This is a genomic window from Pseudomonas sp. SWRI77 (assembly GCF_014269105.1).
GTDB lineage: Bacteria > Pseudomonadota > Gammaproteobacteria > Pseudomonadales > Pseudomonadaceae > Aquipseudomonas > Aquipseudomonas capeferrum.
The window spans coordinates 1-15,341 of the sequence record NZ_JABWRV010000038.1; the positions used below are offsets into that span (position 1 = coordinate 1).

General features: G+C 62.3%; 15 protein-coding genes and 1 tRNA gene. 9 read left to right on the forward strand and 7 right to left on the reverse strand.

The features are described from left to right. The first annotated feature begins 206 nt into the window (after positions 1 to 206). Together HU766_RS24785 and HU766_RS24790 are read left to right on the forward strand one after the other, a co-directional pair. Positions 207 to 497: a type II toxin-antitoxin system RelE/ParE family toxin gene (locus HU766_RS24785; protein WP_186661448.1), complete on the forward strand. Its 291-nt coding sequence runs from the start codon at positions 207 to 209 to the stop codon at positions 495 to 497. Between the two features lie 9 nt (positions 498 to 506). Further along, positions 507 to 812 carry an addiction module antidote protein gene (locus tag HU766_RS24790; RefSeq protein ID WP_186661410.1) on the forward strand — a complete coding sequence of 102 codons (306 nt, stop codon included), beginning with the start codon at positions 507 to 509 and terminating at the stop codon, positions 810 to 812. 141 nt (positions 813 to 953) lie between these two features. Here HU766_RS24790 and HU766_RS24795 read toward each other — a convergent pair. From HU766_RS24795 to HU766_RS24810, 4 genes are all read right to left on the reverse strand, one after another. Continuing rightward, positions 954 to 1,029, reverse strand: a tRNA-Phe gene (locus HU766_RS24795). Positions 1,030 to 1,119: 90 nt separating this feature from the next. Next, positions 1,120 to 1,392: an oxidative damage protection protein gene (locus HU766_RS24800; protein ID WP_033703186.1), complete on the reverse strand. Its 273-nt coding sequence runs from the start codon at positions 1,390 to 1,392 to the stop codon at positions 1,120 to 1,122. Next, the gene (gene mutY, locus HU766_RS24805; protein WP_033703185.1) at positions 1,389 to 2,456 is read right to left on the reverse strand and encodes an A/G-specific adenine glycosylase; all 1,068 of its coding nucleotides are present in this window, start codon (positions 2,454 to 2,456) and stop codon (positions 1,389 to 1,391) included. Before mutY ends, HU766_RS24800 begins: the two co-directional genes overlap by 4 nt. Continuing rightward, entirely contained in the window at positions 2,453 to 4,702 is a 2,250-nt protein-coding gene (locus tag HU766_RS24810) for an AsmA family protein (RefSeq protein WP_186661412.1), read from the reverse strand. The genes mutY and HU766_RS24810 overlap by 4 nt, the downstream gene beginning before the upstream one ends. Before the next feature lie 330 nt (positions 4,703 to 5,032). On the opposite strand from HU766_RS24810, the gene HU766_RS24815 reads away from it, so the two are divergent. From HU766_RS24815 to hisF, 6 genes are all read left to right on the forward strand, one after another. Then, positions 5,033 to 6,694 carry an OFA family MFS transporter gene (locus HU766_RS24815; RefSeq protein WP_095065012.1) on the forward strand — a complete coding sequence of 554 codons (1,662 nt, stop codon included), beginning with the start codon at positions 5,033 to 5,035 and terminating at the stop codon, positions 6,692 to 6,694. A 170-nt stretch (positions 6,695 to 6,864) separates the two neighbouring features. After that, entirely contained in the window at positions 6,865 to 7,458 is a 594-nt protein-coding gene (gene hisB / locus HU766_RS24820) for an imidazoleglycerol-phosphate dehydratase HisB (RefSeq protein ID WP_033703340.1), read from the forward strand. Further along, positions 7,459 to 8,097 carry an imidazole glycerol phosphate synthase subunit HisH gene (hisH, locus tag HU766_RS24825; RefSeq protein ID WP_033703182.1) on the forward strand — a complete coding sequence of 213 codons (639 nt, stop codon included), beginning with the start codon at positions 7,459 to 7,461 and terminating at the stop codon, positions 8,095 to 8,097. Next, the gene (locus HU766_RS24830; protein ID WP_033703181.1) at positions 8,098 to 8,358 is read left to right on the forward strand and encodes a DUF2164 domain-containing protein; all 261 of its coding nucleotides are present in this window, start codon (positions 8,098 to 8,100) and stop codon (positions 8,356 to 8,358) included. It begins immediately after the preceding gene. Between the two features lie 27 nt (positions 8,359 to 8,385). Continuing rightward, entirely contained in the window at positions 8,386 to 9,117 is a 732-nt protein-coding gene (gene hisA, locus HU766_RS24835; RefSeq protein ID WP_033703180.1) for a 1-(5-phosphoribosyl)-5-[(5-phosphoribosylamino)methylideneamino]imidazole-4-carboxamide isomerase, read from the forward strand. A gap of 111 nt (positions 9,118 to 9,228) precedes the next feature. Continuing rightward, positions 9,229 to 9,999, forward strand: a complete 771-nt coding sequence (hisF, locus tag HU766_RS24840) for an imidazole glycerol phosphate synthase subunit HisF (RefSeq protein ID WP_186661414.1) — start codon at positions 9,229 to 9,231, stop codon at positions 9,997 to 9,999. A 125-nt stretch (positions 10,000 to 10,124) separates the two neighbouring features. Here hisF and choV read toward each other — a convergent pair whose 3' ends face one another. The 3 genes from choV to HU766_RS24855 all read right to left on the reverse strand — a co-directional run bounded on the left by choV (position 10,125) and on the right by HU766_RS24855 (position 13,177). Then, entirely contained in the window at positions 10,125 to 11,303 is a 1,179-nt protein-coding gene (gene choV / locus HU766_RS24845; RefSeq protein ID WP_033703178.1) for a choline ABC transporter ATP-binding protein, read from the reverse strand. Further along, entirely contained in the window at positions 11,300 to 12,148 is an 849-nt protein-coding gene (choW, locus tag HU766_RS24850; protein ID WP_177326490.1) for a choline ABC transporter permease subunit, read from the reverse strand. Before choW ends, choV begins: the two co-directional genes overlap by 4 nt. Positions 12,149 to 12,229: 81 nt before the next feature. Then, the gene (locus tag HU766_RS24855) at positions 12,230 to 13,177 is read right to left on the reverse strand and encodes a choline ABC transporter substrate-binding protein (protein ID WP_186661415.1); all 948 of its coding nucleotides are present in this window, start codon (positions 13,175 to 13,177) and stop codon (positions 12,230 to 12,232) included. Positions 13,178 to 13,630: 453 nt separating this feature from the next. Here HU766_RS24855 and HU766_RS24860 point away from each other — a divergent pair, with 453 nt between their 5' ends. Beyond that, on the forward strand, positions 13,631 to 15,007 hold the full coding sequence (locus tag HU766_RS24860; protein ID WP_186661418.1) for an L-serine ammonia-lyase: 1,377 nt from the start codon (positions 13,631 to 13,633) through the stop codon (positions 15,005 to 15,007). Positions 15,008 to 15,341: the final 334 nt, after the last annotated feature.

The window sequence follows — 15,341 nt, forward strand, 5'->3', positions numbered from 1 at the left end:
GGTTCGCTGGGGGCGGGGAGCAGGAGGGTGGATTCTTCGCTCATGGAAGTCCTTGCGGGTAGTCGAATGTCCACCTGGCATTTTAAGGGTGAGCGATGGGTGGCTTTTTGATGTTGGTCAAGCTGAGTGAAGGCGGCAGCGTTCGTATAAACAGCTTGAAACAAGTGTAAATTGATGTAGTGTTAACTGTGGTTTACATTTTCGCCATTCACACACTAATTCAAACCGATAGGTACAGAAGGTGGTTCTCTGCCCTGCGTGATGATCGAGCGCAAGCTCGTATCAATATTCGATTGCGTCGAATCGAGCTGGGAGTATTGGGTGATTGTAAGCCGGTAGGTGAGGGAGTATCCGAGCTTCGGATTGACTACGGTCCAGGTTATCGGGTGTATTTCGTTCAGCGGGGCTATGAGGTAATCATTCTCTTGGCGGGAGGTGACAAGGCTAGCCAGGCCGCGGACATCAAGTCAGCACTCAAGCTGGCACGCAATCTTTAGGAGGTTGCCATGACAGACATCAAACTAAGCAAGTGGGACGTCGTAGACCACTTGAAATCCGAGAAGGACATGGTCTTGTACCTCGAGGCATGTCTTGAGGAAAATGACCCTGCGTTGCTGGCCGCAGCGCTGGGTGACATAGCGCGAGCGCGAGGCATGGCTCAGCTAGCGCGCGACACTGGCCTGACCCGTGAAGGGTTGTACAAAGCACTGTCTGCAGAGGGTAACCCCAGCTTGGCCACTATCATGAAAGTCATGGCGGCTCTTGGGGTGCGGTTACATGCTGAGGTTGTGCCTGCCCAGGTCTCAGGGTAGGCACCAGAGGATCGGTAATACAGGGCGCTGCACCAGCCCCCGATCCTGATAGGCACAAAAATCGCAGACAACAAAAAACCCGCACTTGGCGGGTTTCTTGTTGTCGCTTCGGGTAACTTTGCAACCACCAGAAGCTGAAGGTGGTGCCCAGAGACGGAGTCGAACCGCCGACACGAGGATTTTCAATCCTCTGCTCTACCGACTGAGCTATCTGGGCGACGAGGTGAATTAAATAGATTTCCAGACCGTCCGTCAACGACTTTTTGAAAAAATTTTAAATTAATTCCGTCGCTTACGTTTTCTGGGGTCATTCGGCCGGCGGAACGTAGCCTTCCGCCTGGGCATAATCTTCGCCGGCGAAAAACTTGTCCATTTCGGCCTGGAGGAACTTGCGGTCCTCGCCATTCATCATGTTCAGGCGCTTTTCGTTGATCAGCATGGTCTGGTGCTTCTGCCAGTCGGCCCAGGCCTTCTGCGAGATGTGATCGAAGATGTCCTGGCCCTTGGCGCCGGGGTAGGGCGGGCGCTCCAGGCCTGGGAGTTCTTCTTTGTACTTGCGGCACATCACGGTGCGGGTCATCGGGCGTCTCCTGCAATCAGTTCGTCGGCCGCGCGTTTGAGCAATTTCTTGACCGGGGCGGCGAGGCCCAGGCGCGGCGGGGTGGCGAGGTTATACCAGAGCCAGTCGGGCTCGGCCACGTGCTGGCCGACCGGGTCGACCCTTACCAGCCAAGGTTCGATCGCCAGCTGGAAATGGCTGAAGGTGTGGGTCAGGCCATCCAGGGCTTGGCTGCCAGCCAGGCGCAGGCCGTGCTGGTAGGCGAGGTCGTCGAGCTGCTCGATGTTCTCAAGCTCCGGCAGGCTCCACAAACCGCCCCACAGGCCGCTGGAAGGGCGACGGTAAAGCAGGATCGCGCCTTCGTGGTTGGCCAGCAGTGGCATCAGCGTCCGGCGTTGCGGCAGCGCCTTGCGTGGCTTGGGCTCTGGGTAGCGGGTTTCTTCGCCGTGCAGGTGCGCTTCGCAGCCACGCTGCAGCGGGCAGATCAGGCAGCTGGGCTTGCTGCGGGTACACAGCGTGGCGCCCATGTCCATCATCGCCTGGGTGTAGTGGTTGGCGCGTGTCAGCGGGGTGAAGCGCTCGGCGCTGGCCCACAGCTGGTTGGCCACCTTGGGCTCGCCAGGGTAGCCGGCCTGGGCGGTGTAGCGGGCCAACACGCGCTTGACGTTGCCGTCCAGGATCGGCGCGCGAATGCCCATGCTGATGCTGGCGATGGCACCGGCGGTGGAGCGGCCGATGCCCGGCAGTTCGGTCAGTTGCTCGACGCTGCGCGGAAACTCGCCGCCATGCTGCTCGACGACGATCTTCGCGGCTTTTTGCAGGTTGCGGGCGCGGGTGTAATAGCCCAGGCCCGTCCATAGGTGCAGCACCTCGTCCTCCGGCGCCTCGGCCAGCGCCTGCACGGTGGGCAGGGCCTGCATGAAGCGGTCGAAGTAGTTGAGTACGGTGCTGACCTGGGTCTGCTGCAGCATGATTTCCGACACCCACACCCGGTATGGGGTGATGCCCTGTTGCCAGGGCAGGTCGTGTCGGCCGTGCTCGTCATACCAGTCCAGCACGGCGCTGGAGAACTGCTCGGGGCTCATCGCTTGAACAGCCCCTTGAGCGCGTCTTTCACTTCCGGGCTCACTTTGTCTCCGAGTTTCTCTTCGAGTTTTTCATCGATCTTGTCTTTCAGGCGGTTGCCGGCCAGTTTCGCGGCGACCTTGCCCAGGCCGTCCTGGTCCAGGCGGCAGGCCTTGGCGCCAAGCTCCAGTGGGCCGCGGCAGCGCAGCGGCACTTCAACACCGACATAGCGCTGGTTGACCTGGCAGGCCGGGTCCGGCATGGCACGCTGGTCGCCCTCGACGATCACGCCAACGTTGTAGTCCATGCCCAGTACGCGCAGGTCGACGTCGCCGTGGCCGTTGACGGTCAGGCCCGGGATGCGTGCCTTGAGGTCTGGGTTGCTGGCTACGCCATTGCGCACCACCAGGCTGCCGCGCAGTTCCTGGAAGGGCGTGTCCTTGCCGCGCGGCTCGCCGCTGAGCGCTTTGCGGTTGAGCGTGGCGATGGCCTGGCACAGTTGCTGTTCCAGGTTGGCATTGACCAGCACGCCGTCGTTGATGGTGAAGTTGGCGTTGCCATTGAGGGTATCGACCAGTGCCTTCTGGCTGTTGCCGGTGGCGGTCAGGTCGCTGGTCAGGGTCAGCAGGCCCTTGACCGGTGGCGTCTGCTCCTTGCCCTCGGTCTTGATAAAGTGCTCCACCGGTACCCGGTCGATCTTGGTACTGACGCCAAGCTGCGGCACGGCGGGGCGCACATCGACAGTGCCCTTGGCCTCGAAGGTGCCGTTGTACAGCTCGCCGCGCAGGGTCTGCAGGGTCACCAGGCCGCCTTGGCCGGTGGCCTTGAGCTGGGCGTCCTGAATGGGCAGTTTGTCCAGGGTCAGCGCGCCGAATGCCAGGTCGGCCTGCAGGTCGAGGGCGCGCAGGCGGTCTACCGGCAGCAGCTTGTCGTCACTCCAGGCGACCTGGGTCGGGGCGTTGGGCAGCGGTGAGCTGCCGGCACCGGCCACGGCGCTCGCTTCCTGTTGCTTGACCTCGGCCTGGCGGGCGGCGGTAGCGCCCTTGGCTTCTTCGCTCTTGGCCGGCAGGTAGCGGTCGGCGTCGAAGGTATCGGCCTTGAGTTGCAGGCGCAGGGCTTGCTTGGCGAAGTCTTCGACGGCTACGCGGCCGGTGAAGGTGCTGTCGTCCAGCTTCACCGCCAGGTCGGCCAGGGCCAGGCTGTTTGGTGTGCCCTGCAGGCGGGTGACCAGTTCCAGCTTGGTGAAGGCAGCCGGGTCGTTGGTGGCGGGCAGCGGGTGGCCGACGCCGTCGAGGAAGCTGCGCAGGTCGAACTGGGCGATGGACAGGCCGCCGCTCAGTTGCGGTGCCTTGTCCAGCTCGCGCAGGTTCAGCTCGCCCAGCGCACGCAGCTGGTTGGCCGAGATTTTCAGGCCGTTCCACGAGGCCACATTGGCCGCCAGGTCGACCAGCAACTGGCCCTGGGCGGCGAAGGTCACGGTCTTGCCGGCCAGCGGTTCGCCCGAGGTTTCGCCCGACAAGCGCATGTCTTCGAAGTTGTAGCGCTTGAGCTTGCGATCAAAACGCAGCTCGCCGGCAAGCTCGGTGCGTGCCTTGATGTTCGGCTGGCTGGCACTCAGGAATGCACTGGCCTTGAGCGCAATGTTCGCCCCTTCGTGGACCGGGCCGGTGCTCAGCTGGATACTTTCGGCGCTGTAGCTTTGCCCACTCTTGGCATCGGTGTACTGCACGCGGGCGTTGTTCACGGTCAGGCTGTCGATGTCGAGTTTGACCGCACGCTCGCTGCCGCTTTCGGCTTGTGCCGGTGCCTGCTCGGTCGACGGCTGGGCCGGTGTGGTGGCCGGCGCGTCGTGCTGAGCCGGCAATGGCTTGCCGATGTCTTCCCAGTTGCCGTGGCCGTGTTCGTCACGGGCCAGGGTCAGGTTCAGGCCTTCGACGCGCACATCGCTCATCTGCACCTCGCGGCGCAGCAGCGGCAGCACACGCACCGACAAACCGAGCATCTGCAGGTCGGCAAACGGCTCCTTGGGCTTGTTCAAGGTAGCGATGCTTGCTTCGTGCAGCTCCAGGCCCAGCCACGGGAACAGGCTCCAGCCGATATCACCGTTGAGGGTCAGCTCGACATGAGCCTTGTCGCGCGCCAGCTGGCGAATCTCGTCTTTATAGTCGTTGGGATCGAAGAGGTGGGTCAGGGCGAAGCCCAGCGCCACGATGATCAGCAGCAACCCGAGAAGCCCCAGTCCCAGGATTTTGCCGAACGCTTTCATGGGCGAGTCCTTGTAGTCCAGTTTGAAATTCAGCGGCAGAGTATAGCGCCGCAGTGCTTATATCTGCGTATCCGACAAGAGATACAGGGCATTTACCTACGAATGGCTCAGATTGTGCGGCTTTCGTCAGCCGGCCTCTTCGCGGAGGCAGCCCGCTCCCACAGGATTGGGCGAGCCCGTTCGTACCGTTTCAGCTGCTGAAAAATCCACGATATCAGATTGCTTTCATGCCACCTGATGCTGGTAACCTTGCGCCGTTTTTTGTGTGCCCGCGACCCATTGTCGCGGTTCGCTTGCCCAGTCCAGGCCCAATAACAAAGGATCAAACCCATGAGCAGTACCGTCACGGCGGGCACCTTGGCCGGCGCGCCGAGCTTCCTGTCTAAGGAGCGCATCATCGCCCGCCCGGGCTTCAACCGCTGGCTGGTGCCACCGGCGGCCCTGGCTATCCACTTGTGTATCGGCATGGCCTACGGCTTCTCGGTGTTCTGGTTGCCGCTGTCGCAAGCCATCGGCATCACCGCCCCGGTCGCCTGCTCGGCCGACATGGGCTTCATCGCCCGCCTGTTCAGTGCCGAGTGTGACTGGCCGATTTCGATGCTGAGCTGGATCTACACGCTGTTCTTCGTGTTCCTCGGTTGCTCGGCGGCGGTGCTGGGTGGCTGGCTGGAACACGCCGGGCCGCGCAAGGCCGGGCTGGTATCGGCTGTGTGCTGGTGCGGCGGCATGCTGATTTCGGCGATTGGCGTGAAGACCCATCAGCTGTGGCTGATGTGGCTGGGCTCAGGCGTGATTGGTGGTATCGGCCTGGGCCTGGGTTACATCTCGCCGGTCTCGACCCTGATCAAGTGGTTCCCGGACAAACGCGGCATGGCCACCGGTATGGCGATCATGGGCTTCGGCGGCGGCGCGATGGTAGGTGCACCGCTGGCGACCGCGCTGATGGGCCACTTCGGCAGCACGCAGGATGTTGGCGTATGGCAGAGCTTCGTGGTCATGGCGGCGATCTACTTCGTGTTCATGTCGGCGGGCGCGCTGGGTTACCGCGTGCCACCGACCGGCTGGAAGCCCGAGGGCTGGACGGCGCCGGCGAAGAAGGCCGGCAATGGCATGGTCACCGACCGCCATGTGCACGTCAGCGTTGCCTGGAAAACCCCGCAGTTCGCACTGGTGTGGTTGGTGCTGTGCCTGAACGTCTCGGCGGGCATCGGTATTCTCGGCATGGCGTCGCCGCTGTTGCAGGAAGTGTTCGCCGGCAAGTTGCTGGGCAACGAACTGCGTTTCAGCGAGTTGAATGCCGCGCAGTTGGCGCAGATTGCAGCGATCGCCGCGGGCTTCACCGGCTTGCTGAGCCTGTTCAACATCGGCGGGCGCTTCTTCTGGGCATCGTTCTCTGACTACATCGGGCGCAAAAACACCTACTTCGCCTTCTTCGCCCTGGGCGTTGGCCTCTACAGCCTGGTGCCGAACATGGGCCACCTGGGCAACGTGGCGCTGTTCGTGGCGGCATTCTGCATCATCCTGTCGATGTACGGCGGTGGCTTTGCCACGGTGCCGGCGTACCTGGCCGACCTGTTCGGCACACAGATGGTCGGTGCGATTCATGGGCGTCTGCTGACCGCCTGGGCGGCGGCGGGCGTGCTTGGGCCGGTGCTGATCACCTACCTGCGTGAGTCTCAGCTGGCGGCGGGCGTGGAACGGGCGGCGGCTTACGACATGACCCTTTACATCCTCTCTGGGCTGCTGGTGCTGGGGTTCATCTGCAACATGCTGATTCGGCCGGTGGCAGACAAGTACTTCATGAGCGACGCGCAACTGGCTGCCGAACGTGCGTTGAGCCATGACAAGGGCGCTGATGGTGCGCGGTCGCTGGAGTGGCATGCGGCGCCTGGGAGCTTGCCGTGGGTACTGCTGGCTTGGGCGGCGGTGGTAGTGCCGTTGGCGTGGGGCGTGTGGATTACCCTGCAGAAGACGGCTGTGCTGTTCCATTGAGGGTGGGCCTGGGGCTGCAACGCAGCCCCAGGATCCCTGCTTGTATAGACCTGTAACAGCATCCAGCCCCCGCAATTGCTTGCCCTGCCATATGTCATCCGCGTTTCAAGCTGGCGCGTTCTGGGCCTATAATGGACCCCTTTTCGCCCAATGATTTTGCGGAGCTGGTGATGGTCGAACGTAAGGCTTCCGTCGAGCGCAATACCCTGGAAACCCAGGTAAAGGCCTCGATCAACCTAGATGGCAGCGGCAAGGCCCGATTTGATATCGGTGTGCCTTTCCTTGAACACATGCTCGACCAGATCGCCCGGCATGGGCTGATCGATCTGGACATCGAGTGCAAGGGTGACCTGCACATCGACGATCACCATACCGTCGAAGACGTCGGTATCACCCTGGGCCAGGCATTTGCCCAGGCCATCGGTGACAAGAAAGGCATCCGCCGCTACGGCCACGCCTATGTCCCGCTGGATGAAGCGCTGTCGCGCGTGGTCATCGATTTTTCCGGCCGCCCAGGCCTGCAGATGCATGTGCCGTACACCCGCGCCAGCGTCGGCGGCTTCGATGTCGACCTGTTCCAGGAGTTCTTCCAGGGCTTCGTCAACCACGCCTTGGTGAGCCTGCACATCGACAACCTGCGTGGCCACAACACCCACCACCAGATCGAGACCGTGTTCAAGGCCTTCGGTCGCGCCCTGCGCATGGCCGTGGAGCTGGACGAGCGCATGGCCGGGCAGATGCCTTCCACCAAGGGATGCCTGTAAATGCAAACGGTAGCCGTAATCGACTATGGCATGGGCAACCTGCACTCGGTGGCCAAGGCACTCGAGCACGTCGGTGCTGGCAAAGTCCTGGTTACCAGCGACGCTGCGGTGATCCGCGAGGCCGACCGTGTGGTGTTCCCTGGCGTGGGTGCGATACGCGACTGCATGGCCGAAATCCGCCGCCTGGGCTTTGACAGCCTGGTGCGCGAGGTCAGCCAGGACCGCCCGTTCCTGGGCATCTGTGTCGGCATGCAAGCGCTGCTCGAACACAGCGAAGAAAACAACGGCGTCGACTGCATCGGCCTGTTCCCCGGCCAGGTGCGTTTCTTCGGCAAGGGCCTGCAAGAAGATGGCGAGCACCTGAAGGTGCCGCACATGGGCTGGAACGAAGTCAGCCAGACCATCCATCACCCGTTGTGGCACGACATCCCTGACCGCGCGCGCTTCTACTTCGTGCACAGCTACTACATCGATGCCGGCAAGCCGGCCCAGGTGGTCGGTCGCGGCCACTATGGCGTCGACTTCGCCGCCGCGCTGGCCGACGGTTCGCGCTTTGCCGTGCAGTTCCACCCGGAGAAGAGCCATACCCATGGCCTGCAGTTGCTGCAGAACTTCGTCGCCTGGGACGGGCGCTGGTAAATGAGCAGAGCGAAGACCAAGGCCCCGGTCATCACCCTGGCCGCCGAGCAGGAGCGCGAGGCGCTCGACACCCTCAAGCGCTTTCTCGAAGACCGTTTCGAGTTGCAGCTGGGCTCGTTCGAAGTGGCCGAGGTCCTCGACCTGTTCAGCAAAGAGATTGCACCCCATTACTACAACAGGGCGATTGCCGATGTTCAACTGCACCTCAAGGAGCGGTTCGAGAGCATCGAGAGCGACCTGTGGGCACTCGAGAAGCCCTGAAACCCAACAAATAGACAGGTTCCCAAGATGCTGATTATCCCCGCTATCGATCTGAAGGACGGTGCTTGCGTGCGCCTGCGCCAGGGCCGCATGGAAGACTCCACGGTATTTTCCGACGACCCGGTGAGCATGGCCGCCAAGTGGGTCGAGGGTGGCTGCCGCCGCCTGCACCTGGTCGACCTCAACGGCGCCTTCGAAGGCCAGCCGGTCAACGGCGAAGTGGTGACCGCCATCGCCAAACGTTACCCGACCCTGCCGATCCAGATCGGCGGCGGCATCCGCTCGCTGGAAACCATCGAGCACTACGTCAAGGCGGGTGTCAGCTACGTCATCATCGGCACCAAGGCGGTCAAGCAGCCAGCGTTCGTTGCCGAGGCCTGCAAGGCGTTCCCGGGCAAGGTCATCGTTGGCCTGGACGCCAAGGACGGCTTCGTTGCCACCGACGGCTGGGCTGAAGTCAGCACTGTTCAGGTCATCGACCTGGCCAAGCGCTTCGAGGCCGATGGTGTGTCGGCGATCGTCTATACCGACATCGCCAAGGACGGCATGATGCAGGGCTGCAACGTGCCCTTCACCAAAGCCCTGGCCGAAGCCACGCGCATTCCGGTGATCGCGTCCGGCGGCATCCACAACCTGGGCGATATCAAGGCCCTGCTGGACGCCAAGGCCCCAGGCATCATCGGCGCCATCACCGGCCGTGCCATCTACGAAGGCACCCTCGATGTCGCCGAGGCCCAGGCCTTCTGCGACAACTATTAAGCGCAGCGGCAAGCTGTAAGCTGTAAGCCGCAAGAGAAAGGCCAGACCGCGATAGGCTGTTCTCTTGCAGCTCGAAGCTCGAAGCTCGAAGCTGCCGTTCCAGGAGAAGTCATGGCTTTAGCTAAACGCATCATCCCTTGCCTGGACGTGGACAACGGCCGTGTGGTCAAGGGCGTCAAGTTCGAGAACATCCGTGATGCCGGCGACCCGGTGGAAATCGCCCGTCGCTACAACGAGCAGGGTGCCGACGAAATCACCTTCCTCGACATCACCGCCAGCGTCGATGGCCGCGATACCACGCTGCATACCGTCGAGCGCATGGCCAGCCAGGTGTTCATCCCGCTGACCGTGGGCGGTGGCGTGCGCACTGTGCAGGACATCCGTAACCTGCTCAACGCCGGTGCCGACAAGGTCTCGATCAACACCGCCGCAGTGTTCAACCCGGAGTTCGTGGGCGAGGCGGCAGACCGTTTCGGTTCGCAGTGCATCGTGGTCGCCATCGATGCCAAGAAGGTGTCCGCACCCGGTGAAGCACCGCGCTGGGAAATCTTCACCCACGGCGGGCGCAAGCCGACCGGGTTGGATGCCGTGGCGTGGGCGAAGAAGATGGAAGGCCTGGGTGCCGGCGAGATCCTGCTGACCAGCATGGACCAGGACGGCATGAAGAACGGCTTTGACCTGGGGGTTACCCGGGCCATCAGCGATGCGCTGGGGATTCCGGTGATTGCTTCGGGTGGGGTGGGTAACCTGCAGCACCTGGCTGACGGGATTGTGGAGGGGCATGCCAGTGCGGTGCTGGCGGCCAGTATCTTCCACTTTGGCGAGTACACGGTGCCGGAGGCCAAGGCCTACATGGCTTCGCGCGGGATCGTCGTTCGCTGATCCATTGATGGGGGCTGCTTTGCAGCCCATTCGCTGTGCAAGCCCGCTCCCACAGGTTCATGAGCAGCGCAGTCTGTAGGCGCGGCCTTGCGTCGCGAAAGGGCCGCACAGCGGCCCCAACAGCATCACCCGTGGTTCTTGCCCAACAACGCGTGATAAAGCTCGGTATCCCCAAGAATCCCCACCACCTTGTCGTTATCCTGCAGCACCAGCTTGTTGCCCGTCTGATAGCGAATCTGCAGCGCCTCACGCATGCCGATATCGGCGTGCACCACCGTAGGCCTGCGCTCCAGCAGTTCTACATTCTGCCCTGGCGCCCAATTCTGCATATCCAGGCCGTTCTGGCCTTGGCGTGCACGTTTGAGCAAGCCGCCTTCGCCAATGTCCAGCCATGAGTCGATACCCGGGTCCAGGCACACCGACCCATTGACCCGTTTGCAGTTGTCCAGGCTGCGCATCAGGCTGCGCCCGCACAGCACGTTGAGCGGGTTGGTGTGGGCAACGAAGGTGCGCACATAGTCGTCCGCGGGGTTGAGCACGATCTCCTCGGGCTTGCTGTACTGGATGATCCGGCCGTCCTTCATGATCGCGATACGGCTGCCCAGTTTCAGCGCTTCGTCCAGGTCGTGGCTGACGAACACGATGGTCTTGTTCAGCTTGCGTTGCAGCTCCAGCAGTTCGTCCTGCAGGCCCTGGCGGATCAGCGGGTCGAGCGCCGAGAACGGTTCGTCCATCAGCAGGATGTCGGCATCCATCGCCAGCGCCCGGGCCAGGCCCACACGCTGCTGCATGCCACCCGACAGCTCATCGGGCTTTTTGTTGCGCCATTGGGTCAGGCCCACCAGTTCGAGCTTCTCGTCAACCAGCTTGCGCCGCTCCTTCTCTGGGCGGCCCTGCATCTCCAGGCCAAAGCTGATGTTCTCGCGCACGGTCAGCCAGGGCATCAGGGCGAACTTCTGGAACACCATGGCGATGCGCTTGGTGCGCATCATCTTCAGCTCTGCCGGGGTGCAGTGGGCAATGTCGATGTGCTTGCCTTCATGCTCGACGAACAGCTTGCCGCGGCTGACGGTGTTCAGGCCGTTGATGCAGCGCAGCAGGCTCGACTTGCCCGAACCGGACAAGCCCATGAGCACGCAGATCTCGCCTTTCTCGATGTCCAGGTTGGCTTTTTCGACACCCACCACCAGGCCGGTCTGCTTGAGGATCTGCTCACGGGTCTTGCCCTGGTCGAGCAGCGAAAGCGCCTCGCGCGGTTTGTTGGAGAAGATGACGTCGACGTCTTCGAAACGAATGATGCTCATGCTTCACCCCTTACCGTGACTTCCGGTTGCTTGCAGATACGGTCGAGCATGATCGCCAGCAGCACGATCGCCAGGCCCGCTTCGAAGCCCAGGGAGATATCGGCGGTGTTCAGTGCGTTGACCACAGGTTTGCCCAGGCCATCGGCGCCCACCAGGGCCGCGATCACCACCATCGACAGCGACAGCATGATGCACTGGGTCACACCGGCGGCGATGCTCGGCATCGCGTGTGGCAGTTCGATGCGGGTCAGCAGCTGGCGGCGCGAGCAGCCAAAGGCCTTGCCGGCGTCGAGCAGCTCTTGTGGCACATCGCAGATGCCCAGGTAGGTGAGGCGAATCGGCGCGGCAATGGCGAACACCACCGTCGAGATCAGCCCTGGGACCACGCCCAGGCCGAACAGGGTCAGGGTCGGGATCAGGTAAACGAAGGTGGGCACCGTCTGCATCAGGTCGAGCACCGGGCGCATGGCGGTATAGAACATCGGTTTATGCGCGGCGAGGATGCCCAGCGGCACACCGAAGGCCACGCAGACCACCGTGGCAAATGTCACCTGCGCCAGGGTTTCCATGGTCTCCTGCCAGTAGCCCAGGTTGAGGATCAGCAGGAACGACAGGGCGACGAATGCGGTCAGCGCCCACTTGCGCTGGATGAGGTGCGCCAGGGCGGCGAACAGGGCGATGAGGACGAATGGGTTGAACCAGGTCAGGGCGCTGGTGACGCCATGAATCATGAACTCCAGGCCTTGCGCGATGGCATCGAAGTAATCGGCGCCATTCTGGGTCAGCCATTCGACGAACGACGCGATGTACTGGCCCAGGGGTATTTTCTGATCGATAAGCATGATAGCGAGCTTCCACCTGCAAAGATTGAAATCAGTCCGGGGCGGGCACGGTCCCGCCCCGAGGTAGCGCTATTGCGTGGTTCGTTATTGCGCGAGCTTGGCCTTGGCCGCCTCAAGGCCGGGTTTGCCATCAACGGTGGTCACGCCGGCCAGCCAGGTATCCAGCTTGCCGGGGTTGTCTTTGAGCCACTTCTTGGCGGCTGCTTCGGGTTTCATCTTGTCGTCCAGGACATAGCCCATCATGGTGCTTTCATCCTTGAGCTCGAACGACAGGTTCTTGAGCAGTTGGCCAACGTTGCTGCATTCCTGCACGTAGCCCTTGCGGGTGTTGGTCAATACGGTTGCCTTGCCGAAATCGGGGCCAAAGTAGTCGTCCCCGCCGGTCAGGTACTGCATCTTGAAGCGGGTGTTCATCGGGTGCGGTTCCCAGCCCAGGAACACCAACGGCTCGCCACGTTTCTGCGCCCGGTCAACCTGCGACAGCATGCCTGCTTCGCTGGATTGCACGATCTTGAAACCGGCGTCCTTCAGGCCGAAGGCGTTCTTGTCGATCATGCTCTGGATGGTGCGGTTGCCGTCGTTGCCCGGTTCGATGCCGTAGATCTTGCCGTCCAGTTCCTGCTTGAACTTGGGGATGTCGGCAAAATCCTTCAGGCCCTTGTCATACAGCGCCTGGGGCACGGCCAGGGTGTACTTGGCGTTTTCCAGGTTGGCGCGCACGGTCTCGACGGTGCCGGCGTCGCGGTACTGCTTGATGTCGTTCTCCATGGTCGGCATCCAGTTGCCGAGGAACACGTCCAGGTCCTTGCCGGTGGCCAGCGACTTGTAGGTCACCGGTACCGAGATCATGGTGGTGTGGGTCTTGTAACCCAGGGCTTCGAGCACAACGCTTGTGGTGGCTGTCGTCACGGTGATGTCGGTCCAGCCGACATCGGAAAAACGTACCGTCTGGCACTGCTCAGGCTCGGCGGCCTGGGCCAGTATCGGTGCGGACAACAACGCAACCAGCAACAGCGAGGGTGAACCTTTCATGGATGGACTCCTGAGATTTTGTCTTCGGGTTCGCATGGGTCGCCGGGCTTTCTGAAGGTCCGGTCGACCAGGCCTGCAGAGGGCAGGTTGCGTGGCCGTGCTTTACGAGTCGCTTTCGATAATCCTCCAGCGCCGGGCAATCGCCTACTGGTGGGGTCGTATCCAGTACGCAACGGGTCGTATCCAGTACAGGCGATGTCGCATATGGATTTTTCCACCCCCTCGGCCGCGTTTTTGCGTCACCCGGCCACTGGAAAGCGGCGTAATGGTGGCAGCACCTCAGGTAAAAACAGCGCGGCGCAGCTGGACAAAAGTACGTCGGTTGCAGACGGCGAGGGGGTAGGCAAAAGCCCGATGATGCGTGCATTCATGGCGGCTCGCAGCTTCAGCCTAGCAGTTGCCCCGCCCTGCGCATGGCGCGCAGAGACAAGCCCAGCAAGAGGTGATTCGACAATGGCCATCAGCGTGTTCGACCTGTTCAAGATCGGTGTCGGGCCTTCCAGCTCCCACACCGTCGGCCCCATGCGTGCAGGCGCTCTGTTTGTCCAGGGGCTGCGTGAGCGCGGCGAACTGGAACAGGTCAAGCGCATCGAGGTGCGGCTCTACGGTTCACTCTCGGCCACCGGCATCGGCCACGGTACCGACAACGCCACCATCATGGGCCTGATGGGCGACTGGCCTGACGCTATCGACCCGACCCAGATCGTCCCACGCATTGCCGACCTGCGCGAAACCAACACCCTGCTGCTGGACGGCCGGCTGCCCATCGAGTTCGTCTGGGCCCGCGACATGCTGCTGCTGGACGAGAACCTGCCGTACCACCCCAATGCCATGACCCTGGTCGCCGAGGGCGCGCAGGGCGAGCTGCACCGTGACACCTACTACTCGGTAGGGGGCGGTTTCGTGGTGGATGCCGCCCAGGCCGCCAGTGGCGTGCTGGACGCCGACCAGACGGTGTTGCCTTACGATTTCAACAGCGCCGCCGAGCTGCTGCGGCTGTGCAAGCAAAACGACCTCAGCGTGTCGCAATTGATGATGGCCAACGAGAAGGTCTGGCGCACCGAGGCAGAGATCCACGCCGGCCTGCGCACGCTCTGGCAAGCCATGCAGGACTGCGTCAGCAACGGCTTGAAGTACGAAGGCACGCTGCCCGGCGGCCTCAACGTACGCCGCCGCGCCGCCAAGCTGCACCGCAGTTTGCAGGAGGTCGGCAAACCTAATGTAATCGGCTCGACGCTGAGCGCCATGGAGTGGGTCAACCTGTTCGCCCTGGCGGTCAACGAAGAGAACGCCGCCGGCGGGCGCATGGTCACCGCGCCCACCAACGGGGCGGCCGGCATCATCCCGGCAGTGTTGCACTACTACATGCGCTTCAGTGATGCGGTGGATGAGTCGAGTGTGACCGACTTCTTCCTCGGGGCCGCAGCCGTGGGCATCCTGTGCAAGAAGAACGCTTCGATTTCCGGTGCCGAAGTCGGCTGCCAGGGCGAGGTCGGTTCGGCGTGCGCCATGGCTGCTGCAGGCCTTGCCCAAGTGTTGGGGGCCACGCCGGCACAACTGGAAAACGCCGCCGAAATCGCCCTTGAACACAACCTTGGGCTGACCTGCGACCCGGTCGGTGGCCTGGTGCAGGTGCCGTGCATCGAGCGCAACGCGATTGCTGCGGTGAAGGCAATCAACGCGGTGCAGATGGCCCTGCGCGGCGACGGCGAACACTTCATTTCGCTCGACCAGGTGATCCGCACCATGCGCGATACGGGCGCCGACATGCACGACAAGTACAAAGAGACTTCGCGTGGCGGCCTGGCCGTCAGCGCGATCGAATGCTGATGCGCTAATCTCGCTCTGATGGCAGCACGACGCCCCGTTATGGGGCGTTTGTGTATGACCGGCCGTCAGATGTCGCGATGAGTGTGGGCATTGTCGGTGACACTTAAGAGTGTCGTTTCTGGGCAACCCCCGGGGCATCTGTCACCAAAGTGCTCAGCAGTTACACGTAGCACGCCTAGCACGCCGGTTCTGGAAGTTTGACCGGCGTGATCGAAGGGCCTGATTTGCCTGATGAAGGCGTCGTTTTCAGGTTTTTTCGGATAGCCGTTCAAGTTCCGGCACGGCGTTTGCGTTGTGTTTGGTTACAAGCCCCTGCAACACGAAACAGGGGCCA

Excerpts from the sequence above, each read along its gene's own strand:
- choV (WP_033703178.1), bottom strand. The coding sequence starts at position 11,303 with ATGAGCATCATTCGTTTCGAAGACGTCGACGTCATCTTCTCCAACAAA.
- HU766_RS24810 (WP_186661412.1), bottom strand. The coding sequence starts at position 4,702 with ATGAAAGCGTTCGGCAAAATCCTGGGACTGGGGCTTCTCGGGTTGCTG.
- HU766_RS24860 (WP_186661418.1), top strand. The coding sequence starts at position 13,631 with ATGGCCATCAGCGTGTTCGACCTGTTCAAGATCGGTGTCGGGCCTTCC.
- HU766_RS24800 (WP_033703186.1), bottom strand. The coding sequence starts at position 1,392 with ATGACCCGCACCGTGATGTGCCGCAAGTACAAAGAAGAACTCCCAGGC.
- HU766_RS24855 (WP_186661415.1), bottom strand. The coding sequence starts at position 13,177 with ATGAAAGGTTCACCCTCGCTGTTGCTGGTTGCGTTGTTGTCCGCACCG.
- hisB (WP_033703340.1), top strand. The coding sequence starts at position 6,865 with ATGGTCGAACGTAAGGCTTCCGTCGAGCGCAATACCCTGGAAACCCAG.
- HU766_RS24790 (WP_186661410.1), top strand. The coding sequence starts at position 507 with ATGACAGACATCAAACTAAGCAAGTGGGACGTCGTAGACCACTTGAAA.
- hisA (WP_033703180.1), top strand. The coding sequence starts at position 8,386 with ATGCTGATTATCCCCGCTATCGATCTGAAGGACGGTGCTTGCGTGCGC.
- hisF (WP_186661414.1), top strand. The coding sequence starts at position 9,229 with ATGGCTTTAGCTAAACGCATCATCCCTTGCCTGGACGTGGACAACGGC.
- HU766_RS24815 (WP_095065012.1), top strand. The coding sequence starts at position 5,033 with ATGAGCAGTACCGTCACGGCGGGCACCTTGGCCGGCGCGCCGAGCTTC.
- hisH (WP_033703182.1), top strand. The coding sequence starts at position 7,459 with ATGCAAACGGTAGCCGTAATCGACTATGGCATGGGCAACCTGCACTCG.
- HU766_RS24830 (WP_033703181.1), top strand. The coding sequence starts at position 8,098 with ATGAGCAGAGCGAAGACCAAGGCCCCGGTCATCACCCTGGCCGCCGAG.
- mutY (WP_033703185.1), bottom strand. The coding sequence starts at position 2,456 with ATGAGCCCCGAGCAGTTCTCCAGCGCCGTGCTGGACTGGTATGACGAG.